Source organism: Thermococcus peptonophilus, from assembly GCF_001592435.1.
Classification (GTDB): domain Archaea; phylum Methanobacteriota_B; class Thermococci; order Thermococcales; family Thermococcaceae; genus Thermococcus; species Thermococcus peptonophilus.
On record NZ_CP014750.1, the window covers coordinates 396,240 to 420,755 of the forward strand.

Sequence of the window (24,516 nt, forward strand, 5' to 3'; positions counted from 1 at the left end):
TTGAGTGCATTAATCCTAATCCTTCTGGTGATAGTTGGAGCTGTCCTGCTAACAGGCTTCCTGCTCTTTGCCCTCATGCTGGTCGCCGTTTTCCTCGTCCTTATCGTTGGCCTTTACGCTTACATACGCCTGAAGCTCTGGTGGTATAGGAGGCATCCACCTAAGGTTCTGGAAGGGCCGGAGGACTATTTTTAGAGGCCCAGTTTTTCCATTATGTACCTAACATCAACACTCTTCTCCACAACCCTAGCAAACCTCTCTATCTCCTCCTCGATGCTCCATTCCTTGACCTTAACCGGTTCAAGGCCCTTCTCAGCTCTCAGCATATTGAGAAACCTCTCCGTGAAGGCAAAGTTGTGGAAGATACCGTGGAGGTAAGTGCCGAAGGCCCTCTCCCCTATTGCCCCCTCTGGCTCGAAGGCTTTAGCTCCGTTTATTGAGTTTATCACCGAGAATGGCCTTTCAGACTTCGAACGTCCCATCCGTATCTCATACCCCTCAACGGCCATCCCCCTCACAGGTGCCCAGAGCACCTCGGCCCTCAGATGGTTCGTTCTCTTTTCCCTGGTAAAGACGGTTTTAGCTGGGAGGAGCCCCATACCCCTAACTCTACCCCTCCCAGATTCGACCTCGTCAATAATCTCTTTCCCAAGCATCTGGAAGCCGCCGCAGATTCCAACTACAAAGGAGCCTTCGCGGTGAGCCTCGATTATCGCATCCTCAATCCCGTTCTCCCTCATCCAGAGCAAATCCTCTACAGTATTCTTGCTCCCGGGGACGATTATGAGGTCGCCCTTTATTTCCTCCGCCCTCGTCACGTAGTCCACGCCATTCGCCCAGTGGAGAGGCTCAAAATCGGTAAAGTTGCTTATGTGGGGTAGCTTAATTATCTGGATGTGGAGATCGCCCTTAACCTTCGGAAATTCGATAAGGGAGTCTTCCTCCGGTAGGCGGTGCTCAACGTAGGGAACAACGCCGAGAACGGGCTTTCCGTAACGCTTTTCAAGGAACTCAAAGCCGGGCTCCAGCAGGGAAGGATCGCCGCGGAACTTGTTGAAGACAAAGCCGATGACAAGGTTCCGCTCCTTCTCGCTCAAGAGTTCCATAGTCCCAACGATCTGGGCGAAGCTCCCGCCCCTGTCTATGTCAGCCACTAGAATGACGGGGGCGTTAACAACCCTCGCAACCCGCATGTTGGCTATGTCGTAGTCCTTGAGGTTTATCTCGACCGGCGAGCCTGCCCCTTCGATTATAACAAGGTCGTGCTTCTCCATAAGCTCTCTCAAAACTTCAATGGCCTTCTCAAAAAGCTCCGCCTTCCTTGAGAGCATGTAATCCCTAGCCGAGACGCTTCCAATGGGCTTTCCCATGAAGACGACCTGGCTTCTCATGTTGCCCTCCGGCTTGAGTAGGATTGGGTTGAACTTCACGCTCGGCTTTTTTCTGCAAGCTATAGCCTGGAGATACTGAGCGCGACTTATCTCGCCCCCCTCAATGCTCGGGGCGGAGTTGAGGCTCATGTTCTGGCTCTTAAAGGGAACGACGTCGTAGCCGAGGTTCGTGAATATCCTGCAGAGGGCCGCAACGAGGAGGGACTTCCCTGCCCCGGACATAGTTCCCTGAACCATTAAGGCCATACCCATGTTTTCACCGGTAGATGTTTGCCGAAGGGCATATAAAGTCTTGGATAAAAATTCCAGCGGTGATCCGATGAAGAGCCTCTTCGTTTTAGTCCTGGGAAATACCGAGGTCAGCCTGATACCTGGAATAAGTGTCGCTGGAGCAACACCCGAGCTTACGAAGCTGACTCCTCCAGCCGATGCCGAGTACCTGTTCTACGAGAAGCCGAGGATTATAGATGCCATCCCAGTAACCCCTGAAGGACACCCGACGCCGGCCATAATAACGAAAGCCGCAAAGGAACTCGCCAACTTCCCGGTTCTCGTGGTCAGGGGCGGAACTTATCTCGCTCCCTTCGTGCCCCACGTCCACATAAGCTCCGCGGTGGGAAGGGACTTCAGGAAGGAGCCTGCCCTTCCGGAGTTTGGAGAGATCATCAGGATGGCAAAGCTTCTCGGTGAGGAGCTTAATAAGACGGATATAGAAGAGCTGGTCATTGGCGAATCGACCCCTGGCGGAACTACAACAGCTCAGGCCGTCCTCTGGGCTATGGGCTACGAAGCGAGGACGAGCTCAGCTTCACCTGAGAACCCACAGAGCCTCAAGGAGGAGGTAATTAACGAAGGGTTCAAAAGAGTAGGGATCGAGAGGGGTCAGTTGAGGGACAACCCCCTTGAGGCTCTAAGGCAGTTTGGGGATCCGATGATGGCGACTGTAGTCGGTCTTGCGATGGGATTCAAGAAAAACATCGTCTTAGCCGGCGGAACGCAGATGCTCGCTGTATCAGCCCTCCTCAAGGCGCTCGGCGAAGACCTGAGCAGGTTCATGATAGCCACCACAAAGTGGGTGGTCAACGATAAGAGCGCCACCTTCCTTGAAACGGCAAAGGAAATAGGCATAATCACCTACGCGGCCGACCTCGACTTCTCGAAGAGCGAGTTCAAGGGGCTAAGGGATTATGAGAACGGCTACGTTAAAGAAGGCGTCGGAGCTGGGGGAGCCACCTGGCTAGCCGTCAAGGTCGGCTTTTCGCCAGAGGAAGTATCTGCAAAGGTCGAGGAGCTTTACAGGAGACTCATGGAGATGAAGTGAATGCCTTCTTATTTCTGCTCTTTTCCCACTTCCTCAGGCTCTCTTCAAGGGCTTTCCTAACGGTCCGGCCGATGTTTATTCCGAGCTCCGTCGCAGTTCCGGCCCATTCTTTATCTCCTTCAAAGGCGAAGACTCCTATTCCATCGCTCGTCGTCCCTGTCGCATTGTATCCGAGCCTCAGCAAAGTGTAGGTCTTCGCTTCAGTTGCCGTCATTATCGCGTTGGCCATTGCTCCAACGGTCAGACCCTCCTCAATCACTAGTACAATGTTTATTGTCCCTGGCTTCCAGGGAGGTGGTACTTCGCCAGCTATTGCCGGATTGGTAACTCCTGCCGTCACATAGGCTGTAACGCTTCCGCTCCTTGAGATGGCTAAAACCTCTCCAATCTCCGCCGCCGTCATGAAGCCGACGAAGTTTTTAATGCCGTTCTCCCACTCAAACTTCTGGCAATCTTCCCTGTAGTCACCCGAATAGTTCTTGGGAACCATCATGAAGAAGAAGCCGTTTGCCCTAGAGAGACCCCCGTTGTGGGGTGCGTTGCTGAGTGCGAGCATTGGTTCTTTGAATGGATTTATGAAATGGGTGAACCTCATGAACGTTCCTTTCGAGAGCCCCAATATAACCCTTGCTGTGTTAAGCAGTACTGTTTTCTGAAAGGTTATTAAGACCAAAGAGCAGTTTAACTGGGTGGTATCATGGGCGTTAAGGATCACAAGGAAAAGGCCCCGAGGAGGTTTAGGTTCGCCGTCATAACGGTCAGCGACACGGCGAGCAGGGGAGAGAAGGAGGATAAAAGCGGAAAGTTTCTGGTTGAGGAGCTTGAGAAGGCCGGCCACGAGAAGGTTCTCTACAGGATAGTGCCAGACGAGAAGATGGAGATTATCGGAGCAGTTGTTGATGCATTCCGTGCGGGCGCAGATGTTGTGGTAACCTCCGGAGGAACGGGGATAGCGAGCAGGGACGTGACCATAGAGAGCCTTAGACCGATCTTTGATAAGGAGCTCTCCTTTGGGGACATATTCAGGCTCGTTAGCTACGAGGAGATAGGGACTGCTGCGATAATGACGAGGGCCACAGGAGGGATAATAAGGAGCTCGGGCAGGGCAATGGCGGTCTTCTGCCTTCCCGGAAGCCTAGGTGCCGCTAAGACTGGGATAAAGCTAATACTAGCGGAGGCTGGCCACGTGCTAAAGCACGGGAGGGAGTGAAATGAGGGAGTTCAAGAAGCTTACTCCCTACAAAGAGGCCCTGAGCCTTCTCCTTAATGATCTGAGCGAGATTCAAGAAGTTGAGGAAGTCCCTCTCGATGAGGCACTTGGAAGAGTCCTGGCCGAGGATGTTGCCTCACCAATAGATAGTCCCCCCTTTGACAGAGCTGCCGTTGACGGCTATGCTGTGAGAGCTGAAGATACGTTCCCGGCGAGGGAGTACAATCCAGTTGAACTTAAAGTAATAGACGAAATCCCCGCAGGCGGAGAGAGCAAGAAGACAGTTAAGCCGGGCACTGCGGTCAAGCTCCTGACTGGAGTCAAAATTCCTGACGGGGCAAACGCCGTTCTAATGCAGGAGATGGCCGAGCGCGAAGGGGATGTCATAAGGGTTCTTCGCCCGGTTGCTCCAGGCCAGAACGTTGCAATGAAGGGTGAAGACGTCAGGAAGGGGCAGGTTGTCCTCAAAAAGGGCCAGATTCTAAGGCCGCAGGATCTGGCAATTCTCAAGAGCATAGGCTTCAAGACGGTCAGAGTTAAAAGGAAGCCTAGAGTCGGCATAATCGTTACAGGAAGCGAGCTCATCGAGGAGTTTGATGAAGAGGCCCTGAACCACGGAAAGATACTTGAGAGCAACTCCGTTATGCTGAAAGGTCTCGTCAGGCAGTACTTTGGAGAGCCGAGGTTCTATGGAGTAATCCCAGATGACGAGGAGAAAATAGGAGCAGCAATAAGGAAAGCCCGCTCCGAGAACGACCTCGTCCTTGTCACGGGCGGCTCAGCTTTCGGTGACATGGACTTTGCTCACCGCTTTGTGAATCTCCTGTTCCACGGGACGACGATAAAGCCCGGAAGGCCAATAGGGTACGGGGAGAGGGTCTTTGTAATGAGCGGCTATCCGGCAGCGGTCTTCACACAGTTCCACCTCTACGTCAAGCACGCGCTTGCGAAGCTCGTGGGTGCACGGAACTATGAAACCAAGGTCAGGGCAAGGCTCATCGAAAGGATTCCAAGCCAGCTCGGCCGCTACGAGTTCGTCAAGGTCTGGTACGAAGATGGTAAGGCAAGGCCGATAAAGAAGAAGGGCAGCGGCATAATCAGCTCGCTCGTGGAGAGCAACGGTTACATTGGGGTTCCAGAGGACAGTGAAGGCTACTTAGAGGGAGAAGAGGTGGAGGTTGTGCTGTACTGAACTTTACTTCTCATTCGTTTATGCACTCACTAGAGGGTATGACATCAATAAGCTCTTTGGGTAGAAGCTTTCGTGCACTCGCGTTTAATTCCCTTAAACACCTAAGAACCTCTTTCCTCTCTCTTTCCTTTTCTTCGAGTATTCTCCTCAGATAGCCCCGGTAATCTTCGGAAAGCCATGGTACCTCAGTTAATACGCTCTCTTTTGGTTTTTCCTCAGGCTTCATGCTCATGCATAGTCTCTGGCATTAATAACCTTTTCTATTCATAATTTGCATACTATTAGCAATAGTTTCCAAAATCTGGAAAGAGCTTAAACTCTCTACACCAGGACTCCAGAATTCGTCGAGGATATAGCCCGCCGGTAACTCCCGCCCTCATCGAAGGCGTACGCCACCCTTGGGCGGGCTAACCCTGGCGGGCCAATAACTGTGCCCGGCCTGGGTTTCCCTTGGTCATCGCGCTCCGGGACGCGGAAGGCCCTCCCGCGGGGACCTCGCTGAGGCCGGGCTGTTGCCCCCGCATCGCCCCCCGGTTCATTCTCCCCGGGGTCCTCGCGCAGGGGCAATTTACTATTCACTGTCAGGTTTATAAATTGATGGTCTGCAATTACCCTTCTCAAATCGGCCGTTCTTTGTCATATCGCCGAAAACTTATTTAAGGAACTTCTCAAATCTTCAGCCGGTGATGAGAATGGATGACAAAGCTGGAGGCTACAAGATCATCCATGACGGCATTCACGGGAGCATGAAGGTCTCCGGAGTCATCCTCGACCTTATAAAAACGCCTGAATTCCAGAGGCTGAGACAGATAAAGCAGCTTGGGCTTGCGTACCTCGTTTACCCAGGTGCCAACCACTCGCGCTTTGAACACTCACTTGGGGCCTGGCACCTGGCCAAACGCCTTTCTGAGGAAGTTGGCCTCCCGAAAGAGGAGTCCGAAATACTTCAGGTGGGTGCGCTCCTCCACGACATCGGCCACGGGCCGCTCAGCCACACCTTTGAGGGCATCTACAAGCACTACGTGAAGGAGCGCGATCACATGCGCCTGGGCCAGGACATAATCCTCGGCAACATCAACATAACGGGGGATGAGGATGGTGGAAGAATACCCGAAATACTTGAGAAATACGGCATAGACCCAAAGGCCGTTTCTGGTATAATCCTTGGAAAGGCTGAGAAGCCCTACCTCGGCCAGATGCTCCACGGGGGCGTTGACGTTGACCAGCTCGACTACTTAGTGAGGGATGCTCACTACACCGGCGTCGCTCACGGTATAATAGACCTGGAGAGGCTCCTTAAGGTTATGAAAATCCACGATGGCCAGCTCGTTGTTGATGAGAAGGGCGTTGAGGCCGTTGAGGGGATGATGGTCGCCAGGGCGCTCATGTACTCGAGGGTGTACTTCCACCACACTGTTAAGATAGCCGAAGGAATGCTGACGAGGGCCCTTGAGTTCGCCCTCGACGAGGGGCACCTGTGGGACTTCTGGAGGATGACAGACTGCAGGGTCCTGGTAGAACTTGAAGACCTTGAGGGCCTTCCTGCGGAGCTTACAAAGAGAGTCTTACACAGAAAACTCTACAAGGCAGCCGTTTTGATAACTGCAGAGGAACTCAGCACCGAGGAAAAGAGGGAGCTTCTAAACGCCTACAGAAACGTCAAGAAGAGACAGGAGATCGAAAGAAACCTGGCAGATGCCGTCGGAGCGAGCGAGGGTGAGGTTATTCTGGAGTTCAGCATCGCCGACCTCATGCTGAGCGAGCCGAGGCTCAAGGAGACGGGGATAAACGTTCTCCTAGATAACGGCGAGATTCAGCCCCTGACGAAGGTGACGCCTTTAGCTAACGCACTCAAGAGGAGGCAGACCCCCAGGTGGGCGGTCATGATAGCCTCCCCCGAAAAGTACGTGGACAGACTGAGGGAAGTCTGGAGAAGGGTTATCTTCAGCTGAAGAGCTTTTCCTTTATCTCCTTCTTCAGCTTGTCAATGAGTTCTATAAGCTCGTCGGCGTCTCTGACTTCCTCAAGGCTCTCCTTTGGGATGAGAGGGACTTCTGAAACAACATCTGCCTTTGTTTTTTCCAGTATGAAAACGCCCCCGCTGTTAACTATTCTGCTGACCTCTGATACCATCTCGGCACGTTTTATGGTGGAGCGCGTCTTCCTCTCATCTATACCGGTGAGAAGGTGTATGTCATCTTCAGTTGAAATCGCGTTGAAAGGTGCCTTTTTCACCTTCACGAGGCCCAGGCCAAGTTTCTTTAGCCTCTCAAAAACCTCGCGCTCGAGCGGTGTTTCGGGCTTAACGTTGAGGTCAGCTTCAACTTTGGCCCTCAAGATGTCTATCGGCTCCGCGAGGGCTTCATCAAATATCTCTTCAAGCTGGATGGCTACCTCAAGCGAAACCGCCTGTTCGCCGCGTTCGTAGTTGAGCAGGCTCTTTCTGGATACGCCGAGCAACTGTGCCAGTTCAGTTACAGAATAGCCGTGCTTCTCCCTGAGTTCTCTCAACAGCTCTCCGTTTATTCTGACGTACAGGCCGCCGCGCTCCGCGAAAACGGCCGGCAACTCGTTGTTCAGGAGGGCGTCGTAGAGAGTTTCGGGGCGGAGGGCATATATCCCAAAGCGTTCGTACACCACACCCTCTTCAAGCTCGCCGCTCTTACTCCTTAACCCAACAATAAGCGGAGAAGCCTTGAAGAACTTGGAAAGACGCTTTAAGTCCTCTGCCTGCTCTTCCGTTATCGTGTCGATGTTCACAGCCGCCTTTATGAAAAGCAGGAGGAAGAGCCTACTCGCCACTAGGTCAAAGCACGACCCCTTAAGGTCTAACCTGGCAACGCGGTACCCTGCACCTCGGAGTATCGCTTCAACGGTCTTTATGAGTCTCTCCCTTTCCATCGTTTTTAAATACCCATAACACCTTAATAAATTTAAGGTGTGGTCAATGCGCCCCGTGGTGATAAAGGGAAAACTGGTCTCGCTGGCCGTTCCAACTAAAGATGACGTGAGGAGGGCCTGGCTCTGGTATAACGACCGCGATGTGAGAAGGTTTTTGAGTGATCCGGATGGGCTGTTCTTTTTTGAGGACGAGCTTGAGTGGTACGAGGCCGTGAGGAGAGGGAAACGCGAGAACAGGGTCTTTACTGTTCTGGAGACCTCGTCCAAAAGCCCGGTCGGGTTTGTGGGCCTGCACAAAATAAACCACAAAGACGGTCACGCTGAACTTGGATACTTCATAGCGAAGGAGTACTGGAACAGGGGCTACGCCACCGAGGCTGTTGAGCTGGCTCTGAAATACGCCTTTGAGTGGCTTAACTTGAGAAAGGTCTATGCGAGGGTCTATGAGCCAAACATCGCATCAATCCGCGTCCTGGAAAAGAACGGCTTCGAACTTGTGGGCAGGATGAAGAAGCACTCCCACATACCTGGCTACGGGTTCGTGGATGAGCTGATATTCGAGAAGTTCAGAGAAGAATAAGGGAAAGGAGCTCACTCGAGCTTCTTGTAGCAGAACCACCAGTCGTAGCACTCGATCTCGCCCTTGGCCTTGGCCTCTTCCCTGGCCTTCTTCTCCTCGATGTTGCTGGCCGGTGGGACGATGACCTTGTCGCCGATGAGCTCGTTGTTCGGCCACTTGTGCGGCAGGGCAACGCCCTTCTCGTCGCTGATCTTGAGGGCCTTAACAAGGCGGAGTATCTCGTCCCAATCCCTGCCGACCTCGGCCGGGTAGTAGACGATGGCCCTTATGACGCCCTTGTCGTCAACGACGAAGACAGCCCTGGCGGTTGCGGTTGAACCGCTTGGAATCATGCCGAGCTTCTCTGCAAGGTCGCCCCTGTCGTCGGCGATGATTGGGAAGGTTATCTCCTCGCCGAGGTTCTCCTTGATCCACTCCATCCACTTGATGTGGCTGAAGACCTGGTCAACGCTGAGTCCGATGGGCTCGACGCCGAGCTCCCTGAACTGGTCAACCCTCTTCTGCATGGCATAGAACTCGGTCGTACAGACCGGGGTGAAGTCGGCCGGGTGGCTGAAGAGTATGAACCACTTGCCCTGCTCGGCGAAGTAGTCCGGGAGCTTTATCACTCCGTGGGTAGTCTTGACCTCAACCTCTGGGAACTTTTCTCCTATGACGACCATCTTTCATCACCTCTTTCCTTTCCCTGTGTCGTCTTCACTATAAACCAATGTGGTTCGAATATATAAAGTTTTCGGTTTGGTTTTGGGAACAGATTTGACGGAAAGACGAATTAAGATGAGCATCTGTTTTATGAACATCTAAATCATAACTCTTTGATTGTCATAATTAATCAGTTTTACCCAAATTATGGTCATAATTTCAAAAAATATAGCCCTTGGTAGACTCAAATATATCCCCCTTTGGACAGGTTTGCTTTAGAGAACTGAAATTGCAACCCAAAAGAGCTTACTTCAGAAGGATATCCTCACTTTTCTGGCGACTTCTCTCTCAACTAGGGCACGCCCAATAACGGCAGGGATAATGGCCATATCCCCAGCCATGAAGGGTCCATACTCTTTCATGTCCGGGCCAAGAACGGCTGGGAGGTCTATCTGGATAATGTAAGCTTCCTTTGGGACGTCCTTGGGCCTGTACTCCGCCTCGACCTCACTCTCCTCCTGAGGTTGGACTTCCTCCGAAATTTCCGGGAGTTCTTCCCTCTCGATAAAGGCTCTTATGACGTTGAAGAGCCTCTTTTCCTCGGCTGTCATCTCAGCGATTTTACCCTCGACTGCTAGATCAACTATCTTGTGGAGTCTGAGCTTGATGATCTCCTTCATAAGGGACTCCGCTATTTTGAGCTGGGCAAGGTAAAGCCTCTCCTCGACGTCTTCTCCGCGTTCCCTGGAGCTCTCCGCGCTCAGCTTCAGAGCCTTTATCAGGCTGTCGAACTCAACGTAGAAGTCTTCATCAAGTTCGTTTAAATCCGTACTTGAAAGCTCTGCCTCCAGGAGTTCCCTGAGCTTCACTATGTCCACGTTCCCACCTCAAAAAAAGAGTTGGGAGAGTCACTCCTCAACGCGCGGGGCGAGCAGGAAAGTCAGTCTGCCCTCGTCTCTGATCATGTACTCCATCTGGAGGGGCATCTCGTTGCCGAAGCGGATGATCACCTCGTCGGCCTTTCCGATGCCCTTGACCATGTCGCTGAGGTAGCTTATTCCATAGGCGCTCTTGGTCTCTTCCTCAACCTCGAGGTCGAGCAGGCCCTCGTCCTCAAGGGTAAGCCTTATCTCAACCTCGTTGGTCTCGCCCTCGGCCTTCATAGTGAACTCGTTCTCCTTCGCTATGAACTTGATGGCGTCGCTGACGAGGGAAGCGTCCTTTATACCCTCCTTGAGGACTTCGCCAAGGAGGACTACCTTGGCTGTGAAAGGAAGCTCGGGAAGCTCCAGCTCAAGCTCTTCCACATCTATCAGCGGAAGCCTGAATGTCCTCTTGGCGGTTCCCTCAAAGGTTATTTCGAGGAAGTTCTCGTCGCCCTTCTTGAGTATGAGGGTGTCCTTGGCCTTTCCGCGCTTGAGGATCTTCTTGAACTGGCCCATGTTGATGCCGATTGTCTCAGGCTCTTCCACCTCATACTTGGAGAAGATGCTTTCGGGCAAGTTAAGGTCAATGAGAACGACCCTGCTCGGGTCCATTGCGCGCATACTTATGCCTTCCTCAGTGAACTTAAAGGCGGCCTCGTCAATGAGGTTGCTTGCGGTCGCTATCAGGTCTGCAAATTCCTTGGCCCCATCAAAAACAACTTCGAACGGCATTTCTACCCCTCCTTTTTAGCTGACTCCAATATCTGAAGCATGAGCCTAACCCTTTCTTTCCCGCGGAATAAATAAGTCTTTCCATTGTCGGTGTCGGGTAAGCGGAGGTACGCCTCCTCAAGCTCTTTGAGGGCCTTCTGAGCGAGCTTTTTCAGGGTTTCAAGCTCGATCTCGTTCACTCATACGACCTCCAGACGTAGCCACACTTGGTGCACTTGTAGAATATTGTGCTTGGTTCGTCTCCAGCTCTGGTCTGAAGCTCCCACCAGTAGGCAGTATCATTGCCACACTTTGGACAGGTAACGTGAGCTATTGGCAGGGTCTTAAGATCCTGCTCCACCACTATGATTTCCTCGTCCGGCTTGTGCTCGACTTTCTTGGTGATCTTTGTTTTCTCCCTGTCCTTTTCCTCGTCGAAGGGCTCTTCATAGCCACATGAACGACAGACCCATACCTTTCTCTTTCTGTCAGGGAGCATCAGGTTCCCGCACTTTGGACAGAACTTCATCTCTCACCACCCCCTTTAGCCGAGGGTTCGGTATGTTGGAAGAGAATAAAAAGTTTTGCCAACTCCTTAACTCCGGATAACTCTCATTTTTTATGGAAAATTAGAGAACAGGCCAGCAGAAAAGAAGAAATGCATCACCCCTTAACTTCAAACTCCACACTGACCTCGTAGCTAGCATTGTCTTTGGTCCCAGGGGAATTCAAAATGACCTTTTTTGTGATCTTGTAGTGTCCCGGAGAAAGCTTCAGGTCTGCGAGATTGACCTTCTGCTCCCAGCTCTTTCCAGGCTCTATCGAAACGGCAACCGCTATGAACATGAGGTTAACGGGAACCTCCTTCCACTCACCGTTTTCTTCCCGGTAGAGCCTGAAGTGGTAGCTGGTAGTCACATTTACCTTGCCCTCGTTGGTTATCCTGATGGTCATAGTGTCAGAAGGACTGTAGACGGACTTGTCGAGCTCCATTTTGACGAACTTCGCGTGGTTGTCCTGCGGCGAACCGCTTGCCTCCTTTCCAGTCCAGCTGAGTGCTCCGTATCCCGCTACGACCAAAACAACAATGGCTATTCCTATCACAAGCGCCTTCTTCATTGATTTCACCAGAAACCGTTGAACCTCCGGAATAATAACCCTTTCGTTCACTTCAAGAGGTTTCGAAACGTTGGATGATTTGAGCACCTAGATTTAATACTCTGATTTTACTCTGTTCTCAGGAAAGTCAGCGGTACCGGGGGCGCGTGGCTAATGAAGACACGGTACCGCTGAAAACGGCTAGAGAAGGTTGTTTATAACATTTTCTTCAAAAAAATCCAGCGGAGATATCCCCATTCTGAATACAATAGAAATTAGAAATAAAAACGTGGAAAAGTTCCAATTCACTCCCTGAGCCTGAGCGGGAGACCGTGGTCGAAGGAGTAGTAGACCTTCTGGTACTCCGCACGGAAGCCGTAGACGTCTCTCCTGACTTTCTTCGGGTCTTCCTTGTCTATGAGGACGCGTCTAATAAAGTGGGCTATCTCCTTCATCTCGTCCTCCATCATTCCAACCCTTGTCATCTCCTGGACGCCTATTCTGAGGCCACTCGGCTCGTTAACCTTCTCAAGCGGGTCCCACGGAAGGAGGTTCTTGTTGAGGATTATTCCGGCTTCCTCAAGTAGCGGGGCGGCCCATCCCCCAGCGGCCGGATGGAGGTCCGAAACGTCAACGATGACCTGGTGGCTCTCGGTGTAGCCCTTGTCCTCGCCGATGACCCTGAAACCCTCCTCCGCGAGGGCCTCGGCAAGGGCCTTAGCGTTCTTGACTATCTGCTTTGCGTACTTCTCACCGTACTCGAGCATCTCAGCGGCTGTGATTACCTTACCTGCCATGTGGTGGAGGTGGTGGTTGCTGAGGACACCCGGGAAGATTGCCCACTGGAGCTTGGCTATCTCCTCGGTCTCGCCGAACTTCTTGTAGAGGATAACACCTCCCTGTGGTCCAGGGAAGGTCTTGTGGGTAGAGGCTGTCATTATATCAGCTCCCTCACGCAACGGGTCCTGGAACTGCTTTCCAGCTATAAGGCCGAGAACGTGGGCTGCGTCGTACATGACGTAGGCGCCGACTTCCTTGGCAACTGGAGCGAGCTCCTTAACCGGGTGCGGGAACGGAAAGAGAGAACCTCCAAAGACGACTATCTTGGGTTCAAGCTCCCTGATGAGCTTCTCGGCCTTGTCAACGTCGATGTTGAACTCCTCGTTGTCGAAGGGCCAGGTATGGACTTCAAGGCCGCGCATTCCGGCGGCACCGAAGGGCATGTGGCTTATGTGGCCGCCGTGGCTGGTGTGAAGAACTATCGCCTTGTCACCCGGCTGAGTGAGCCCGAAGAAGGCTGCCTGGTTTGCGTTCGTTCCGGAGATCGGCCTTAAGTCGGCGAAGTCGCTTCCGAAGAGCTTAGTGAAGAGCTCAACACCGATGAGTTCAACTTCGTCAACATACTTACAACCCTGGTAGTACCTCTGTCTCGGCCAGCCCTCGGCGTACTTGTGCATAAAACCAGAGGCAACTGCTCTGGTAACGCTAGGAGAAGTCACGTTTTCGCTCGCGATGAGGTTTATTGTGTGCTTCCTCCAGTTCTCGTGGTCTTCAATAAACTCCAGAACCTTATCCCTGTACTCCCCATATCCTTCAGCCATTGGAAACACCTCGATGGTTGTTTAAACGGGGGGGATATAAACTTTACCGGGAGTGTGCATGTGTTTAGACTTGTGCATTGAGAGTATATATGGGGAAATTAAGCCCTAATGGACACTTTCCGAAGTGTTTGAAGGGGAAGTAAGCGAAAAGTCAGAACGCAAAAATTAACCTGAATGAAAATAAAATGCTACAGTGTAATTCGCCCTCTCACAGGACTTTCTGCGAAAGGCTAAAGAGAAAGGGGTTATCCCTTCAAAAACGCCTCGACGATATTCCTTGTCTCATTGAGGGCCTCAAGAGGGATTCCCTTCGGAAGGCCACCGATTTCACCCTTGACGTCCTTCAAAACACCCTCTCCTGCACCGAGGAACATACCTTCGCTGACTATTCCGCGGAAGTTTGCTGGTGGCAGTAGCGCAACGGCAACGCGGTTGCCTTCCTTAACGGTGAGGTCGTTTGTAACGACTGTTATCGCCCTGTCGCCGATGTTGACGTTCGTAACCAGCAAGCGGTCAGCGTTCGGGTGCTTCGCGACGCTCATGACTTCCCCGACTTTGATATCAACAGCTATGACGGGGTCGTTTATCTTCCCTAAGGCCAGTCTCCTGTCAAGTCCAAGGATCGTATTCAGGAAGAAGCGGACTTTTGCAACGGCTTCCTCGACCTTCTCGCGCTCGCTCTTGTCCGCTAAGCGGAGAAACTTATGGTGCCAGTCCTCGCCACCCAGAGCTTCGATTATCTCAAGGGCTTTCTCCTTGAGGGCCTTCATCTGAGGTGTATCAACCAGTTCGTTCGGATCAATGTAGCTGTAGCGCATAGCCTGTATCTCAGGGATCATCTCCTTTGCCAGCTGGATTGCCCTCTTCTTGTCCCACTTCCCCTTGAACTTCGCTCCCTCTATCGTCTTCAAAAACAGCTCCACGCTCTTCTCCGCGACCAGTAAGCGGTAATCCTTGCTCGTGTCCCACATCTTCACCACCTTCCAGTGCCTTCAAAACGCGGTTCTTAACACTTTCGTCGGGAATTCCCTCCGCTATCGAGCGGGCCTTTGAGAGCTCTCCCATCCGCCTGTAGGCGATGGCCACTTCCCCTAAAAGCTCAGAGGCGAGGTGGGAGTCCTCAATGATGCCCGCGAGGACAAGCGGCTCTTCGACGAGGCCGATGCGGAGCATTCTCCTTGCTATTTTGAAAAGCTCCTCGTCCGAGGGTCTGAACTTTCCAACGAGTATGAGGTTCATGGCGTCTTCAAAGACCCTCCTTCCGAGGTCCGGCCTCTCGTGGAGGAAGAGCCAGTAGCTGAGCTTCAGCATTTCCGAGGCCCTCTCCCTGAGGTCTAAAAATCGGATTAAGTCCACTGCCTTCTCAACGTCTCCTCTCTCCACAAGGGAATCAACCACGCTCTTTCCCCTGCGGAGAACTTCTTCTATAAGTTCTATTCTCTCGGAAAGCTCTTTGGCCTGGAGGTTGAAGAAGAGGGACTCATACACTTCCCTTGCCAGGCGGTAGTAGTCGAGGGCAATTGGGGCGTTTATCTCGTCGGCAGTCTTCTCTATTAGCCTCGCCACCCTAAGGAGCGAAGAGAGAGCGGCCGATGAAAGCCCCCTCGCAGACTGGAGGGTCTCAACAGCCTCCCAGAAGAGCAGATAAGCGTCCTTATATCTGTCGGAGAGTGCGAGGTTTCTGGCAATGCCTGCGAGAAGTTCCCCCCTAACCCTTGGAGGTGAAAATTCCTTGGCAAGGGAAACCGCCAGTGTCATGTACCTCTCCCCGGCGCTCTCGCGTCCGAGCTGATAGAAAGCCCTTCCCACTATAGAATAGGCAAGCGCTTTCTCCCTCTTGTCCTCGATGCCCTCAAGGGCTTGGAGCATCTCGGAGAGAACTTCCTCTCTCGGGAACTCATCAAAAATCCTGAGGAGTGCCAGAAGACGCTCAAAACTATCCTCAATTTTTAGTGCAGAATTGAGAGCACTCTTGAAGTCCTTCCGTGAGAGGTATCTCTTTACCGCCTCCACAGAAACCACCAATGAAGAAAATATGCGTAGGGCCTAAAAGCCTAACCCCTCATCTTCTTGTCCCAGTTCTCGAGCATCGAATTGAGTGCCAGGAGGCTGTTGAGCCTGAGGCGTACCCTTTTATTGTCCCAGTCTATTGAGCCTTTGAAGTCGTTCAACAGCTCGAACACCTTTTCTGCCTCTGAAGCCGGAAGGTTTCTTCCGTAGAACTCCTCACCGCAGTGTGGGCATTTAAAAACGAAGTCGCTGAAGGTCTCCATGAACTTATCCTTGTCCTTGAAAACGTCCTTACCAACGTCCTTCTCGAGCATCTGGTTTATCAGCTCGGCCCAGTCAAGGGCCTTTCCACAGAGAGGACAGCGCGCCACTCACTCCACCTCCCTCAAAAACTTCTCAATCTCTTTTAGTATAAGCTTAATTGCCTCATCAAGGTTCTTCTTTCCGTTCGCTCCAGCGGCCCCGGCATGTCCCCCGCCCGAGCCGTCAATAATTGGCCCTACTTTCTCCATTATCTTTCCAAGGTGAAGACCCTTCCTGACGAGGCTTTCTTTTGCTCTCGCGGAAATCCTGACGCCGTTCTTCTCGCTTCCAACGATGGCTATATCTGCCCCAAGCTGGAGGAAGACCTTGCAGGCGAGGGACTCGTAGGCCGATACCTTTGAGACGGCTATTATGTACTTCCGGAACTTCCTTATCTCCATCCTCTGGCAGGCCTTCAGCACGGCCATCCTCTTTGCCTGGTCAATGTTCTCGTCGTTCACCGGGGCAACCAGCTGGAAAATCTCACCCATCTGAACTGGAAAAGCCTCAAGCATCTCGGATACAGACTTGAACGTTTTCGAGTTCGCGAACCTGAAGTTGGCGGTATCGGTCACTATCCCAGCCAGAAGGGCTTTAACGGAGAGCTCGTCTGCAAACCCAAGGTAATTAAAGAGCTCCCATACGATCTCAGCCGTGGATGTTCGCGTTGAATCAACGACAGAAATATCTGCTTTTACCGGGTTCTTCTTCTCGACGTGGTGGTCTATTAGGATTGTAAACTTATCCTTTGGAATCTCAATCGGCTCAAGCTGTTCGAGGGAGGATGTGTCGAATATAACAACTACGTCTTCATCAACGGAAGGGTTCTTCTCGACCGGGACGGGAGAAAGCGTGAGAAGCCTCTTCGCGTAGGAAGAAACGCTCTGGGCGACGCCTATTCTAACTTTTCCAACTCCTCTCGCCTTCAGAAAACGGGCAAACGCTATTGCAGAGCCGAGAGAATCGGGATCAGCATTGTGGTGGCAGAGAAGGAGAAACGACCTGTCTCTAGCTGCCTCAAGGAAGCGTCTAAGCTTTATCTTGCCCTTCATTTGCGATCTCCCTCAGCTTTTTCTCGACGGTCGCGTAGGCCTTTTCAACCGCCTCGTCAATCAGCTTCTCCACGTCAACTTTCACGAAAACTGGAACCTCAAGGTATACCTCAAGCTCAAGGTCGAGGGTTTCGCCCCTGTTTATTCTCGTCGTTACCTCTATGTCTTTCACGTCGCTCCTGTTGAGGGCATCAAAGACGTGCTTTATCACGACTTTCTGTGCGAGCTCACCTACCTCGATTATCTGCTCCTCGGTAAGCTCCGGCAGACCTATGTGGACTACTCTCCTTCCCTCGCTCTCCATAGTCATCACCACTGACAGAAATAACCTGTAAGAAAGAAGAGAGTCAGCCGGCAGTCGGCGGTCTCAGGGCCGACTGTATCTGAGCGGTAAGCTCCTTGAGCTTCTCGTTGAGCTTCTTTTCCTGTCTTTCAAGGGCGTTGAGCCTTACCTCAAGGGTCTCTATTTTCTCCTTCAGCTCCTCAATGGCCTTGTCCTTGGTGGTCTTGACGATGAGCGTGCCAACGGTCTTGTAAACGACGGCATCCTCCGGAAGGTTCTCTATCTCCTCGAGGGCCTTCTTGGCCTCGGTGAGCTCAAGCTGTACTTTTTGCTTCTGCTGAACAACGAGCTGGAGCTGCTGCTGGTAGCTCTCGAGCTGGCCCAACATCGCCTGAACCTGCGGCGGAATGTTCTGCATACCAACACCTCCGTAATCGTAATCCCGGTGAGAATAAGGGAGAGGCTTTAAATAGTTTCGGTGGAGAAACTCAGACTTCAATGGAGTCCAAGGCGACTTTTATCCACCTCAGGTAGGAGTTGAGAGTCCCCCTTAGGGCGGAGTTATCCTCTGCGGTAAACTCGAACCGTATCTTCTTTCCCTCGAGTGTAAACTCCCCCTTCGTTCTCCTGTACGGCACTGTCTCGTGCTCTATCCTGACGCTTTCATAGGCGATCCTTGCAACTTCTTCGTTCGGAAATTCAATCTCAATGTATCCGTGTATGGGTTCACTCACCTTTGTTCCCCCCTATATGACTCAGTACGAGCCCAATTGTGGCCGAGACAAAGATTCCGAGGACGCTGGCCAGCGAGGCCAGAGCATACATGTGCTCACTAAGTACGCCGTAGGAGTAGCCAACCTCACCGACGAGCAGACCTAGTACGCCGAAACTCGAGATGCCGGCGGCCCTCGTGAGTGAGACCTTGAGGTCTTTCTCCCAGACGAGAACCGTGGTTATGAGTACCCTAACGAGGTAGATTACGACGAAGAAGTATACGACCTCAAGCGAAAACTCCGTCTCGAAGTTTATCCCCCTCCACGCGAAGAATATGGGAGCAAAGATGCCGTATGTTATGCCGGAAATAATAGTGTGCACTCTCTCATACTGCTTGGTGCCCAGCAGATCGCTGTGGAGCATTAACCCCACCAGAAAGGCCCCTATGCTGAAGTGAAGCCCAAGCTCCTCGCTGATCAGGGCCAGGGAAGTTGCGAGGATCATGACCATGCCGAAAACGGCCTCGTCGCTCTGGAGCCTCCTGAGGGCCCGGATTATTTTGAGTCTCTGCTTTATTCCAATTACGTAGTTCAGGCCGAGAACAACAGTCAGGAAGACGGCGTCTTTTAGAAGTTCAAGGAAGAGCTCAAAGTAGCTGAGGTGGTGTAGCTCGAAGTTTATGAGAAGATAGAGGATTACAAGGGTTCCGACCTCACTTATAACGGCGTAGGACAGCGCAACGTGGAGGAACTCCTGGCCGAAGAAACGCGTTAAGCGTATGACTATCGGCGCCGAAGCAACGGCGAGAATAGATGCAACTATGAAGTTGTCGGTCTCTATCCTATAACCCGTGAAGGGGAGCGTGAGGAAGAACATAACAACGAGCGTGATCACATATATCGGGAGGCTCTTCTTTCCGCCGATACGAACCTCCTCAGGAGTCAGCTCCAGCCCGGCGTACATCATAAGAAAGAACACACCGAACTCTGCCATTAGGGTGAGGTCTTCTCTCGGGAGGTCGTGGAGGAAGACGCCAAGCATCAAACCCGCCGTAATCTCGCCGAGAAATCCAGGATAGCCTATCCTCTCAAAGACCTCAGCGAAAATCCTCGCGACTGCGATTATTATGAAGACGTAGCCTATGACGTCGAATGCCAATATGCATCCCCAGAGGCTTTACCTTTTTCCCTTTAAATATTTTGAGATGCCAAACTTTTTTTAGGATGTCTAGATAAATGAACAAATATGAGACACTACGAGCTTGTAAAAGTCAGGGAAGATGGAAAGATTGAACTTCCCCTCGAGCTAGCCTACGAGCTGGGACTCGTTAAGGGAGCGTACTTCCTAGTTGAGATTGACACTGACCTCAAGGAGGCTCACCTCGAGAGGATAGCCCTCCCAGGTAAAAAGCTCGTCGAGGTCGAACTCGTTGTGGAGGACAGGCCCGGAGTTCTGGCCAAAGTTAGCGGGCTCTTTGGGAAGCACGGGATAAACATCCTCTTCAACGAGAGCGAGGAGCTCTCCGAGCTGGGCCTCGCGGCGATAGTTGCGATAATGGACGTCAGCGGAAGTAGAATTTCTCTTGAGGAACTTAAAAGGGCCCTTATGGGGCTAGAAGAAGTCAAGGAGCTAACCCTGAGAGAGGTAGAGTAGTAGGAGAAGGAAGAGAGAGAAAAGGGCTGCTCCGATGTTCACTTCCTTCGGCGTCATCTCCCTTTTAGGAAGCTTCACTCCAAGAAGACCGCTCGCTTTAAGCAGAAGGAATAGCACCACTCCCCCCAGGAGCAGACAGGCATCCATTGCCTTTGGGGAGCCCCCAAGCGAAATCCCCGCGAAGAGTGCCGCGAGCGCCATTATTAAAGATGGGAGCACTGTAAAGCCGTACCGTCTTCTTTTCCCTCTCATTAGATAGTAGTTGAGCTTTGTAAACGAGATAAGAGTTCCCAGGCCAGCTACGTAAAACAGTTCTTTACCATACGGCAGTCCTTTGAGGAGGGCAGCTTTTGCAGGTGAGCCGACGAAGGGCCATATTCCGCCTATCGCGAGGCTGAGCGTCAGGATAGAGACCATTAATATGGGGTCGCCCCTGTAGGAAAGCTTCTCAAGTTTCCTCGTTTTGAATTTGTCCACCAGAACTCCAGCTGCGAGGAAGAGACCGCCCTTAAAGAGCATATGGGCGAAGGCATAGTAGACGGCCCCCATCGGGTTGAGGGTCGCTATACCGAGGAGGACGTAGCCCATCTGGGAAACCGTCGAGTAAGCTAAAAAGCGTTTTATGTCCCTTTCCAACAACATGACCCCAACGCCAAAAAACATCGAAGAGAATGCCAGAACAATAAGGGCATTTTTGACGTTCTCCTGGAGGGGAAGGTAGAGCGAGAGGAGCACCATGCCGTAAGCCGGGGCCTTAACAACAGCCCCGGATAGGAGCGCCGAAACTGGAGAGGGAGCGTTGGCGTGGGCATCAGGAAGCCAGGTGTGGAGCGGGAAGATTCCGGCCTTGAGGAGGAGTGAAGTGAATGCAACTGCGACGGCAACCTCCACCTCAGGATAGAGGGGAGATTGGGAAATCAGTTCGAGGTTCAGGTAGCCCGTCTTGAGGTAGATTATGCCTATGGAGAAAACAAAGAAGTAGGAGGCAAGGAGGGAGAGCATGAGGTATTTGTAGGCAGCCTTGAGTGCTTCTTTCCCTCCGGAGAAGCCCACCAGGGAAAAAGCCGAGACCGACGCTATCTCCATGAAGATGTAGAAGTTGAAGAGGTCCCTGCTTATGAACGCCCCGAGGAGGCCCGCATGAACCAGGAGAAGTAGTACGAGGGGCTTCACGTCTTTTTTGAAGTAGTCAATGGAGTACAGGGCAACGGCAGAGAAGAGGATCAGCTCACCGAAGACGAGGAGAGAGTTATAGGTATCGAGCGCGACCTCTATCCCCCCTATTTTCGGCCAGCCACCCACAACCTCGCTTCCTTCCCCTATGAGAAGGTAGACCAACCACGGGAACAGCGCACCTGCCAAGAAAAAGTACCTAGCGTACTTTTCCATCCTCAAAGGTATCGTGAGTGCCGTGAGGAACGCGAAGAGGAGTGGAAGGGCCACCAAGACAGCTATCAAGCCCACCCCCTCCCGATGCGCAGTATCATCGCAAGAGCCAACGCGGTTATGGCAACATCAACTACAAGCGTCGTCAGCATTAGTGTCGCCGGAAGCGGGTCAACCGGATTGGAGGGCATTATCGGGAAGCTCCCACCCTCAACGTAGCCTGCGCCTATGAAGAAGAGTACTAAACCGAGGGAGATCACGTTGATTGAAAGCACCTGCTTTATCGGGTTCTCCTTTGATATCAGGCCGTAGAGGCCGATGAGCATCACAATTATTCCGGCTGTCTCGGCGTTAATCACGGTCAGCCCACCTCGAAAGGATGTAGAAGACGAGGATGAAGGATGTTCCCACCTTGAGGGCAACGCCTATGTTGAACGTCATTATGGTGCCTCCGGGGATGTAGGGGCGGAGGAAGTTGAGGAAGAAGGACCCGAAGACCAGCCCCATAAGCGCGACCCCCACTATGAAGAGGGCCGCAGAGGACTCCACGAGCTGGACGGTCATGAGCGGAAAGTGCTTTCTCGTTCTCCTGTATCCGTAGGCTGTCATGAGCAGGATAACGCTCACGGCAAAGATAACTCCTGCTTGAAAGCCGCCCCCGGGGCTCTCGTAGCCGTAGATGGTAAGATAGGCCCCATAGGTGACCAAGAACGGGGCGACAAGCTTTGTCGTCGTCCTCACAACGAGGCTCATCTTCACTTCCACTTCCCTCCAAGGAGCAGGTAAAAGCCGGTGGCCGCCGCAAAAAGGAGCGTCGCCTCACCCAGGCTGTCGTAGCCCCTCCAGTCGGCGAGTATGGCCGTAACGAGGTTTGGTATTCCCACCTCGTGCCAGTGGGCCAGGTAGTAGGCGTAGCTGCCCCCCGAAACTTTGGCGTAATCAAGCCCGAGGAGCTCCAGCAGGAGGGCCGAACTGAGGAGCACTCCGACAAGGCGCTTCACTCCCCCACCTCCTTTATTGTGTAGAGGAAGAGACCCGTGACTATGGCACCCACGACCACCGCTGAGAGAGCAACATCGGGGGCTTTGAGCTGGATTAAGACGATTACAAATGCTAAACTCAAGAGACCGTAGCGTAGCACCGCGGAGGTAAGCTTTTCAGCTTCGACCACCGAGGCCGAGAGGAGTATTATCGCCACGAGGAGAATTTCATGGATTGTCCCAAGCATACATGTCCACCACCGCTTTCGGCTTCACCCCACTCTTATAGGCGGCCCTCGCTATCGCGTGGCTGACCATTGGGTTTATCATAGCTATCATGAAGGCTATTACGAGGAACTTGAGCTTTCCAGTAACTGGGAAATTCGATGCTATGGCCAGCGCCAGAAGGATACTTATCGCCCCTCCAGTATCGCACTTTGCAGTCGCGTGAAGCCTCGTATAGACGTCGGGGAAGCGCAGCAGACCGAGGGCCCCAAAGAACATTATGAAGAGCCCGAAGAGAAGGAAGGCCCATTCTATCACGCCCTCACCTCCATGTACTTCGCTATGATGAGCCCTCCTACGGCGTTGACCATGAGTAAGACCAAACTCACGTCGAGGAGATAGGGAGCGTCGTAGAGGAGCGAGAGCATTGCTATTATTACCACAGCCTTAGTGGTAGCGGTGTTCAGGGCAACTGCCCTATCCGCAAGCGTCGGGCCGAAGATAACGCGGTAGCTAACCAGAGTGGCAGTAAACACGAGGAAAGCCACCGCGTAGGGCAGAATTACCAGAAGATTTTCTTGAGCCATTCCTCGAGCTCCCCCTTTATCTTTACTCCAGCCCTCTCCTGGTCGAGGGTCTCAACATCAATCCAGTGAACGTAAAGGTAGGACTCACCAAGCTTTTTGCTGACATCGAGCGTTAGAGTTCCAGGTGTGAGCGTTATAGAGTTCGCAAGGACAGTTAGACCAGTATCTGAGTGAAGATCCGCCTTTACCTTCACTATCCCAGGGTTTATGTCCATGAAGATCACGTTTTTGACGACCCTGAGGTTGCTCTCGAGCAGTCGAAAGGCCATGATGAAGAGGTACTGTGGGACAAGGAAGAGGAATATGTAGGTCGCCTTCGAGAGGAGATGCCCAGTCCGCCTTATATCGTCGGTGAGAAAGTCCCTCGTTATAATCGCTATCAGAAGCGTCACGAGGGCCCCGGTAATTACGTGCGATGGCGAGAACTTCCCGCTTATGATTATCCAGAATACAAGAAGGGTTAGCCACGTTATCCCAACCCGTTCCCATGCTGGAAGCTTTTGGGCCTCATAGCTCTCGTAGAGAACCCTCTTTCGGACTTCTTCAAGACGCTGTCTGAGGTAGAAATGCATGCGGCTCATAGGGTTGTTTAGGTTCCCGATGTTAAAAACGGTTTCGGACTACCCCTTCGGCTTGATGCCGAGGGCTTCCTTGTAGTCCCATCTCCGGCCGTCTTCCATTATCCATATTTTGACGAGGATGAGCGGGCCGACCGGGCGCTCTTTGGTTATGTCAAAGCGGTAGAAGTTCACGGCCATTCCTCGCGGATAGTTCTCTATGACGCCGATAACGTCGGTGTTGTTCTTGTCCGCTATCGTCTGAAGGCTCTTGTTGCCCCTCGGAACGAACTTTCCACCGGTTAGTTCTGCGAAGACCTGGGCGAAGGCCGTATGATCTATCCCGACTCTCTTGGCCGTCGTAACCACGAAGGGCATCTCCTCCCTTATCGGCGGTATGTTCCTGAAGCCAATCTCGCGCTGGAGCTTTATGCCGTGGAGGTAGAGGTAGCCAAGGTATCCCCAGTCTTCGGGATCAACCTTGATGAAGGTCATCTTGAGCGGGTTGCCCTTCCAGACGTTGATTATTAGAAGTCTCTCATAGCCCCTGTCGTAGGCCTCCATGAGAAGATCCTGGATGGTCTTCTTACCTCTAGTCAAGTAAAGTGAGTTGGGAAAGACTTTCTCCAGATCGTGGCCGAAGCTTCTCGTTCTCCTGGTCGGCCGGTGGGATGTCGTTATCAGCATCATGGCAATCACTTGTTTGGAATGCTTGATAAAAGCTTTTCGCAGGGAAAAATAGTTCAGATGGCCTTGACCCTGCGGGCAACGCGAGGCCTGGGCTTGTACAGTATCTTGCTGCCGCAGTACGGGCAGCGAACTTCCCTCGCGGTCGCGAGGTCAAGCTCGACTTCCTTACCGCATTTTGCACAGCGATAAACGGCGGTCGCCATAGTATCACCTCAAGATGAAAAAGGATCAGGCCTTGGAGGCCGTAACGCGCTTGGCGACCTTTCCTGCCGGGGTGGTCGGCAGGTAGGCACCGCCGGCAAAGGTGGCACCGCACTTCTGGCACTGCCATATTCCAGTGCTTATCCTCCTGACGGCCCTCCTTCCGCAGACCGGGCAGACGTGCTTCTGCTTCATCCTGGCCTCAACGGCCGCGACCCTTCTCCTTATCTTAAGACCGTACCTGGGGCCAAACCTTCCAGCTGAACCAACCTTGGTGGTCCTTCCCATGAGCATCACCTCTA

General features: G+C 52.5%; 37 protein-coding genes. 7 read left to right on the plus strand and 30 right to left on the minus strand.

Annotated features, from left to right (window positions below; all coding sequences use genetic code 11):
* A complete protein-coding gene (locus tag A0127_RS01995) occupies positions 1-195 on the plus strand; it encodes a hypothetical protein (protein ID WP_231855785.1) in 195 nt (64 codons plus the stop codon).
* Here A0127_RS01995 and A0127_RS02000 read toward each other — a convergent pair.
* Positions 192-1,643 carry a cobyric acid synthase gene (locus tag A0127_RS02000; RefSeq protein WP_062387321.1) on the minus strand — a complete coding sequence of 484 codons (1,452 nt, stop codon included), beginning with the start codon at positions 1,641-1,643 and terminating at the stop codon, positions 192-194. The two genes, A0127_RS01995 and A0127_RS02000, sit on opposite strands and share 4 nt — an antisense overlap.
* A gap of 67 nt (positions 1,644-1,710) precedes the next feature.
* Between A0127_RS02000 and cobT the strand changes: the two genes are divergently transcribed.
* On the plus strand, positions 1,711-2,712 hold the full coding sequence (gene cobT, locus A0127_RS02005) for a nicotinate mononucleotide-dependent phosphoribosyltransferase CobT (RefSeq protein WP_062387325.1): 1,002 nt from the start codon (positions 1,711-1,713) through the stop codon (positions 2,710-2,712).
* Here cobT and A0127_RS02010 read toward each other — a convergent pair.
* Positions 2,696-3,307 (minus strand): adenosylcobinamide amidohydrolase, encoded by a 612-nt coding sequence (locus A0127_RS02010; RefSeq protein WP_062390816.1) that lies wholly within the window; start codon positions 3,305-3,307, stop codon positions 2,696-2,698. The two genes, cobT and A0127_RS02010, sit on opposite strands and share 17 nt — an antisense overlap.
* A gap of 102 nt (positions 3,308-3,409) precedes the next feature.
* Here A0127_RS02010 and A0127_RS02015 point away from each other — a divergent pair, with 102 nt between their 5' ends.
* On the plus strand, positions 3,410-3,922 hold the full coding sequence (locus tag A0127_RS02015) for a MogA/MoaB family molybdenum cofactor biosynthesis protein (RefSeq protein ID WP_062387328.1): 513 nt from the start codon (positions 3,410-3,412) through the stop codon (positions 3,920-3,922).
* Between the two features lies 1 nt (position 3,923).
* A complete protein-coding gene (locus A0127_RS02020) occupies positions 3,924-5,114 on the plus strand; it encodes a molybdopterin molybdotransferase MoeA (protein ID WP_062387331.1) in 1,191 nt (396 codons plus the stop codon).
* A 10-nt stretch (positions 5,115-5,124) separates the two neighbouring features.
* On the opposite strand, the gene A0127_RS02025 is transcribed toward A0127_RS02020, so the two are convergent.
* Positions 5,125-5,340, minus strand: a complete 216-nt coding sequence (locus A0127_RS02025; RefSeq protein WP_156471138.1) for a hypothetical protein — start codon at positions 5,338-5,340, stop codon at positions 5,125-5,127.
* A 466-nt stretch (positions 5,341-5,806) separates the two neighbouring features.
* Between A0127_RS02025 and A0127_RS02030 the strand changes: the two genes are divergently transcribed.
* The gene (locus A0127_RS02030; protein ID WP_062387334.1) at positions 5,807-7,066 is read left to right on the plus strand and encodes an HD domain-containing protein; all 1,260 of its coding nucleotides are present in this window, start codon (positions 5,807-5,809) and stop codon (positions 7,064-7,066) included.
* On the opposite strand, the gene A0127_RS02035 is transcribed toward A0127_RS02030, so the two are convergent.
* The gene (locus tag A0127_RS02035) at positions 7,059-8,015 is read right to left on the minus strand and encodes a transcriptional regulator (RefSeq protein ID WP_062387343.1); all 957 of its coding nucleotides are present in this window, start codon (positions 8,013-8,015) and stop codon (positions 7,059-7,061) included. The genes A0127_RS02030 and A0127_RS02035 overlap by 8 nt on opposite strands.
* A gap of 46 nt (positions 8,016-8,061) precedes the next feature.
* Here A0127_RS02035 and A0127_RS02040 point away from each other — a divergent pair, with 46 nt between their 5' ends.
* A complete protein-coding gene (locus A0127_RS02040) occupies positions 8,062-8,595 on the plus strand; it encodes a GNAT family N-acetyltransferase (RefSeq protein ID WP_062387347.1) in 534 nt (177 codons plus the stop codon).
* Between the two features lie 11 nt (positions 8,596-8,606).
* On the opposite strand, the gene A0127_RS02045 is transcribed toward A0127_RS02040, so the two are convergent.
* The 15 genes from A0127_RS02045 to A0127_RS02110 all read right to left on the minus strand — a co-directional run bounded on the left by A0127_RS02045 (position 8,607) and on the right by A0127_RS02110 (position 19,093).
* Positions 8,607-9,257: a peroxiredoxin gene (locus A0127_RS02045; protein WP_062387350.1), complete on the minus strand. Its 651-nt coding sequence runs from the start codon at positions 9,255-9,257 to the stop codon at positions 8,607-8,609.
* 291 nt (positions 9,258-9,548) lie between these two features.
* Complete coding sequence (locus A0127_RS02050; protein WP_054841175.1) at positions 9,549-10,115, minus strand: DNA replication complex subunit Gins51; 567 nt, start codon at positions 10,113-10,115, stop codon at positions 9,549-9,551.
* 30 nt (positions 10,116-10,145) lie between these two features.
* Positions 10,146-10,895 carry a DNA polymerase sliding clamp gene (locus A0127_RS02055; RefSeq protein WP_062387353.1) on the minus strand — a complete coding sequence of 250 codons (750 nt, stop codon included), beginning with the start codon at positions 10,893-10,895 and terminating at the stop codon, positions 10,146-10,148.
* Between the two features lie 2 nt (positions 10,896-10,897).
* Positions 10,898-11,074 (minus strand): hypothetical protein, encoded by a 177-nt coding sequence (locus A0127_RS10580; RefSeq protein WP_197463593.1) that lies wholly within the window; start codon positions 11,072-11,074, stop codon positions 10,898-10,900.
* Positions 11,071-11,403: a transcription factor S gene (locus A0127_RS02060; RefSeq protein ID WP_062387356.1), complete on the minus strand. Its 333-nt coding sequence runs from the start codon at positions 11,401-11,403 to the stop codon at positions 11,071-11,073. Before A0127_RS02060 ends, A0127_RS10580 begins: the two co-directional genes overlap by 4 nt.
* Positions 11,404-11,537: 134 nt before the next feature.
* Positions 11,538-11,993, minus strand: a complete 456-nt coding sequence (locus A0127_RS02065; RefSeq protein ID WP_062387359.1) for an immunoglobulin-like domain-containing protein — start codon at positions 11,991-11,993, stop codon at positions 11,538-11,540.
* Between the two features lie 284 nt (positions 11,994-12,277).
* On the minus strand, positions 12,278-13,573 hold the full coding sequence (gene glyA / locus A0127_RS02070) for a serine hydroxymethyltransferase (protein WP_062387362.1): 1,296 nt from the start codon (positions 13,571-13,573) through the stop codon (positions 12,278-12,280).
* A gap of 245 nt (positions 13,574-13,818) precedes the next feature.
* Complete coding sequence (locus A0127_RS02075) at positions 13,819-14,496, minus strand: tRNA-binding protein (RefSeq protein WP_231855786.1); 678 nt, start codon at positions 14,494-14,496, stop codon at positions 13,819-13,821.
* A complete protein-coding gene (locus A0127_RS10670; protein ID WP_231855787.1) occupies positions 14,402-15,595 on the minus strand; it encodes a tetratricopeptide repeat protein in 1,194 nt (397 codons plus the stop codon). Before A0127_RS10670 ends, A0127_RS02075 begins: the two co-directional genes overlap by 95 nt.
* A gap of 32 nt (positions 15,596-15,627) precedes the next feature.
* Complete coding sequence (locus A0127_RS02085) at positions 15,628-15,954, minus strand: hypothetical protein (RefSeq protein ID WP_062387368.1); 327 nt, start codon at positions 15,952-15,954, stop codon at positions 15,628-15,630.
* Positions 15,955-16,938 (minus strand): DHH family phosphoesterase, encoded by a 984-nt coding sequence (locus A0127_RS02090; RefSeq protein ID WP_062387371.1) that lies wholly within the window; start codon positions 16,936-16,938, stop codon positions 15,955-15,957.
* Positions 16,916-17,242, minus strand: a complete 327-nt coding sequence (locus A0127_RS02095; protein ID WP_082781374.1) for a DUF3194 domain-containing protein — start codon at positions 17,240-17,242, stop codon at positions 16,916-16,918. Before A0127_RS02095 ends, A0127_RS02090 begins: the two co-directional genes overlap by 23 nt.
* 43 nt (positions 17,243-17,285) lie before the next feature.
* Positions 17,286-17,639, minus strand: coding sequence for a prefoldin subunit beta (locus A0127_RS02100; RefSeq protein WP_054841181.1), 354 nt, complete (start codon positions 17,637-17,639; stop codon positions 17,286-17,288).
* A 70-nt stretch (positions 17,640-17,709) separates the two neighbouring features.
* The gene (gene pcc1 / locus A0127_RS02105) at positions 17,710-17,955 is read right to left on the minus strand and encodes a KEOPS complex subunit Pcc1 (protein ID WP_062387377.1); all 246 of its coding nucleotides are present in this window, start codon (positions 17,953-17,955) and stop codon (positions 17,710-17,712) included.
* Positions 17,948-19,093 (minus strand): cation:proton antiporter, encoded by a 1,146-nt coding sequence (locus A0127_RS02110; protein WP_062387380.1) that lies wholly within the window; start codon positions 19,091-19,093, stop codon positions 17,948-17,950. Before A0127_RS02110 ends, pcc1 begins: the two co-directional genes overlap by 8 nt.
* Before the next feature lie 87 nt (positions 19,094-19,180).
* On the opposite strand from A0127_RS02110, the gene A0127_RS02115 reads away from it, so the two are divergent.
* The gene (locus A0127_RS02115) at positions 19,181-19,588 is read left to right on the plus strand and encodes an ACT domain-containing protein (protein WP_054841182.1); all 408 of its coding nucleotides are present in this window, start codon (positions 19,181-19,183) and stop codon (positions 19,586-19,588) included.
* Here A0127_RS02115 and A0127_RS02120 read toward each other — a convergent pair.
* The 11 genes from A0127_RS02120 to A0127_RS02170 are packed head-to-tail and all read right to left on the minus strand — an operon-like array spanning position 19,565 to position 24,502.
* Positions 19,565-21,052, minus strand: a complete 1,488-nt coding sequence (locus A0127_RS02120; RefSeq protein WP_082781375.1) for a proton-conducting transporter transmembrane domain-containing protein — start codon at positions 21,050-21,052, stop codon at positions 19,565-19,567. The genes A0127_RS02115 and A0127_RS02120 overlap by 24 nt on opposite strands.
* Positions 21,043-21,333: a cation:proton antiporter subunit C gene (locus tag A0127_RS02125; protein WP_062387385.1), complete on the minus strand. Its 291-nt coding sequence runs from the start codon at positions 21,331-21,333 to the stop codon at positions 21,043-21,045. Before A0127_RS02125 ends, A0127_RS02120 begins: the two co-directional genes overlap by 10 nt.
* The gene (locus A0127_RS02130; protein WP_062390818.1) at positions 21,326-21,733 is read right to left on the minus strand and encodes a Na(+)/H(+) antiporter subunit B; all 408 of its coding nucleotides are present in this window, start codon (positions 21,731-21,733) and stop codon (positions 21,326-21,328) included. The genes A0127_RS02125 and A0127_RS02130 overlap by 8 nt, the downstream gene beginning before the upstream one ends.
* On the minus strand, positions 21,730-21,975 hold the full coding sequence (locus A0127_RS02135; RefSeq protein ID WP_062387388.1) for a hypothetical protein: 246 nt from the start codon (positions 21,973-21,975) through the stop codon (positions 21,730-21,732). Before A0127_RS02135 ends, A0127_RS02130 begins: the two co-directional genes overlap by 4 nt.
* Positions 21,972-22,202 carry a hydrogenase subunit MbhD domain-containing protein gene (locus A0127_RS02140; protein ID WP_062387391.1) on the minus strand — a complete coding sequence of 77 codons (231 nt, stop codon included), beginning with the start codon at positions 22,200-22,202 and terminating at the stop codon, positions 21,972-21,974. The genes A0127_RS02135 and A0127_RS02140 overlap by 4 nt, the downstream gene beginning before the upstream one ends.
* Positions 22,183-22,497 carry a monovalent cation/H(+) antiporter subunit G gene (gene mnhG, locus A0127_RS02145; RefSeq protein ID WP_062387394.1) on the minus strand — a complete coding sequence of 105 codons (315 nt, stop codon included), beginning with the start codon at positions 22,495-22,497 and terminating at the stop codon, positions 22,183-22,185. The genes A0127_RS02140 and mnhG overlap by 20 nt, the downstream gene beginning before the upstream one ends.
* Positions 22,494-22,766: a monovalent cation/H+ antiporter complex subunit F gene (locus tag A0127_RS02150; RefSeq protein ID WP_054841186.1), complete on the minus strand. Its 273-nt coding sequence runs from the start codon at positions 22,764-22,766 to the stop codon at positions 22,494-22,496. Before A0127_RS02150 ends, mnhG begins: the two co-directional genes overlap by 4 nt.
* Positions 22,742-23,347 (minus strand): Na+/H+ antiporter subunit E, encoded by a 606-nt coding sequence (locus A0127_RS02155; RefSeq protein WP_062387397.1) that lies wholly within the window; start codon positions 23,345-23,347, stop codon positions 22,742-22,744. The genes A0127_RS02150 and A0127_RS02155 overlap by 25 nt, the downstream gene beginning before the upstream one ends.
* Positions 23,348-23,386: 39 nt before the next feature.
* The gene (locus A0127_RS02160) at positions 23,387-24,013 is read right to left on the minus strand and encodes a ribosomal biogenesis protein (protein ID WP_062387400.1); all 627 of its coding nucleotides are present in this window, start codon (positions 24,011-24,013) and stop codon (positions 23,387-23,389) included.
* Between the two features lie 53 nt (positions 24,014-24,066).
* Complete coding sequence (locus A0127_RS02165) at positions 24,067-24,216, minus strand: DNA-directed RNA polymerase subunit P (RefSeq protein WP_011249567.1); 150 nt, start codon at positions 24,214-24,216, stop codon at positions 24,067-24,069.
* Positions 24,217-24,241: 25 nt separating this feature from the next.
* Positions 24,242-24,502 (minus strand): 50S ribosomal protein L37ae, encoded by a 261-nt coding sequence (locus A0127_RS02170; RefSeq protein WP_054841189.1) that lies wholly within the window; start codon positions 24,500-24,502, stop codon positions 24,242-24,244.
* Between the last annotated feature and the right edge of the window lie 14 nt (positions 24,503-24,516).

Bases quoted from the DNA above. Each gene is read 5' to 3' on its own strand.
- cobT (WP_062387325.1), top strand. From the start codon at position 1,711: ATGAAGAGCCTCTTCGTTTTAGTCCTGGGAAATACCGAGGTCAGCCTG.
- A0127_RS02160 (WP_062387400.1), bottom strand. From the start codon at position 24,013: ATGATGCTGATAACGACATCCCACCGGCCGACCAGGAGAACGAGAAGC.
- A0127_RS02040 (WP_062387347.1), top strand. From the start codon at position 8,062: ATGCGCCCCGTGGTGATAAAGGGAAAACTGGTCTCGCTGGCCGTTCCA.
- A0127_RS02055 (WP_062387353.1), bottom strand. From the start codon at position 10,895: ATGCCGTTCGAAGTTGTTTTTGATGGGGCCAAGGAATTTGCAGACCTG.
- A0127_RS02095 (WP_082781374.1), bottom strand. From the start codon at position 17,242: ATGGAGAGCGAGGGAAGGAGAGTAGTCCACATAGGTCTGCCGGAGCTT.
- A0127_RS02155 (WP_062387397.1), bottom strand. From the start codon at position 23,347: ATGAGCCGCATGCATTTCTACCTCAGACAGCGTCTTGAAGAAGTCCGA.
- A0127_RS02010 (WP_062390816.1), bottom strand. From the start codon at position 3,307: ATGAGGTTCACCCATTTCATAAATCCATTCAAAGAACCAATGCTCGCA.
- A0127_RS02150 (WP_054841186.1), bottom strand. From the start codon at position 22,766: ATGGCTCAAGAAAATCTTCTGGTAATTCTGCCCTACGCGGTGGCTTTC.
- A0127_RS02165 (WP_011249567.1), bottom strand. From the start codon at position 24,216: ATGGCGACCGCCGTTTATCGCTGTGCAAAATGCGGTAAGGAAGTCGAG.
- A0127_RS02045 (WP_062387350.1), bottom strand. From the start codon at position 9,257: ATGGTCGTCATAGGAGAAAAGTTCCCAGAGGTTGAGGTCAAGACTACC.
- A0127_RS02170 (WP_054841189.1), bottom strand. From the start codon at position 24,502: ATGGGAAGGACCACCAAGGTTGGTTCAGCTGGAAGGTTTGGCCCCAGG.
- A0127_RS02025 (WP_156471138.1), bottom strand. From the start codon at position 5,340: ATGAAGCCTGAGGAAAAACCAAAAGAGAGCGTATTAACTGAGGTACCA.
- A0127_RS02115 (WP_054841182.1), top strand. From the start codon at position 19,181: ATGAGACACTACGAGCTTGTAAAAGTCAGGGAAGATGGAAAGATTGAA.
- A0127_RS02035 (WP_062387343.1), bottom strand. From the start codon at position 8,015: ATGGAAAGGGAGAGACTCATAAAGACCGTTGAAGCGATACTCCGAGGT.
- A0127_RS02090 (WP_062387371.1), bottom strand. From the start codon at position 16,938: ATGAAGGGCAAGATAAAGCTTAGACGCTTCCTTGAGGCAGCTAGAGAC.
- A0127_RS02100 (WP_054841181.1), bottom strand. From the start codon at position 17,639: ATGCAGAACATTCCGCCGCAGGTTCAGGCGATGTTGGGCCAGCTCGAG.
- A0127_RS02015 (WP_062387328.1), top strand. From the start codon at position 3,410: ATGGGCGTTAAGGATCACAAGGAAAAGGCCCCGAGGAGGTTTAGGTTC.
- A0127_RS02140 (WP_062387391.1), bottom strand. From the start codon at position 22,202: ATGCTTGGGACAATCCATGAAATTCTCCTCGTGGCGATAATACTCCTC.
- A0127_RS02065 (WP_062387359.1), bottom strand. From the start codon at position 11,993: ATGAAGAAGGCGCTTGTGATAGGAATAGCCATTGTTGTTTTGGTCGTA.
- A0127_RS02030 (WP_062387334.1), top strand. From the start codon at position 5,807: ATGGATGACAAAGCTGGAGGCTACAAGATCATCCATGACGGCATTCAC.
- glyA (WP_062387362.1), bottom strand. From the start codon at position 13,573: ATGGCTGAAGGATATGGGGAGTACAGGGATAAGGTTCTGGAGTTTATT.
- A0127_RS02060 (WP_062387356.1), bottom strand. From the start codon at position 11,403: ATGAAGTTCTGTCCAAAGTGCGGGAACCTGATGCTCCCTGACAGAAAG.
- A0127_RS02000 (WP_062387321.1), bottom strand. From the start codon at position 1,643: ATGGGTATGGCCTTAATGGTTCAGGGAACTATGTCCGGGGCAGGGAAG.
- A0127_RS02020 (WP_062387331.1), top strand. From the start codon at position 3,924: ATGAGGGAGTTCAAGAAGCTTACTCCCTACAAAGAGGCCCTGAGCCTT.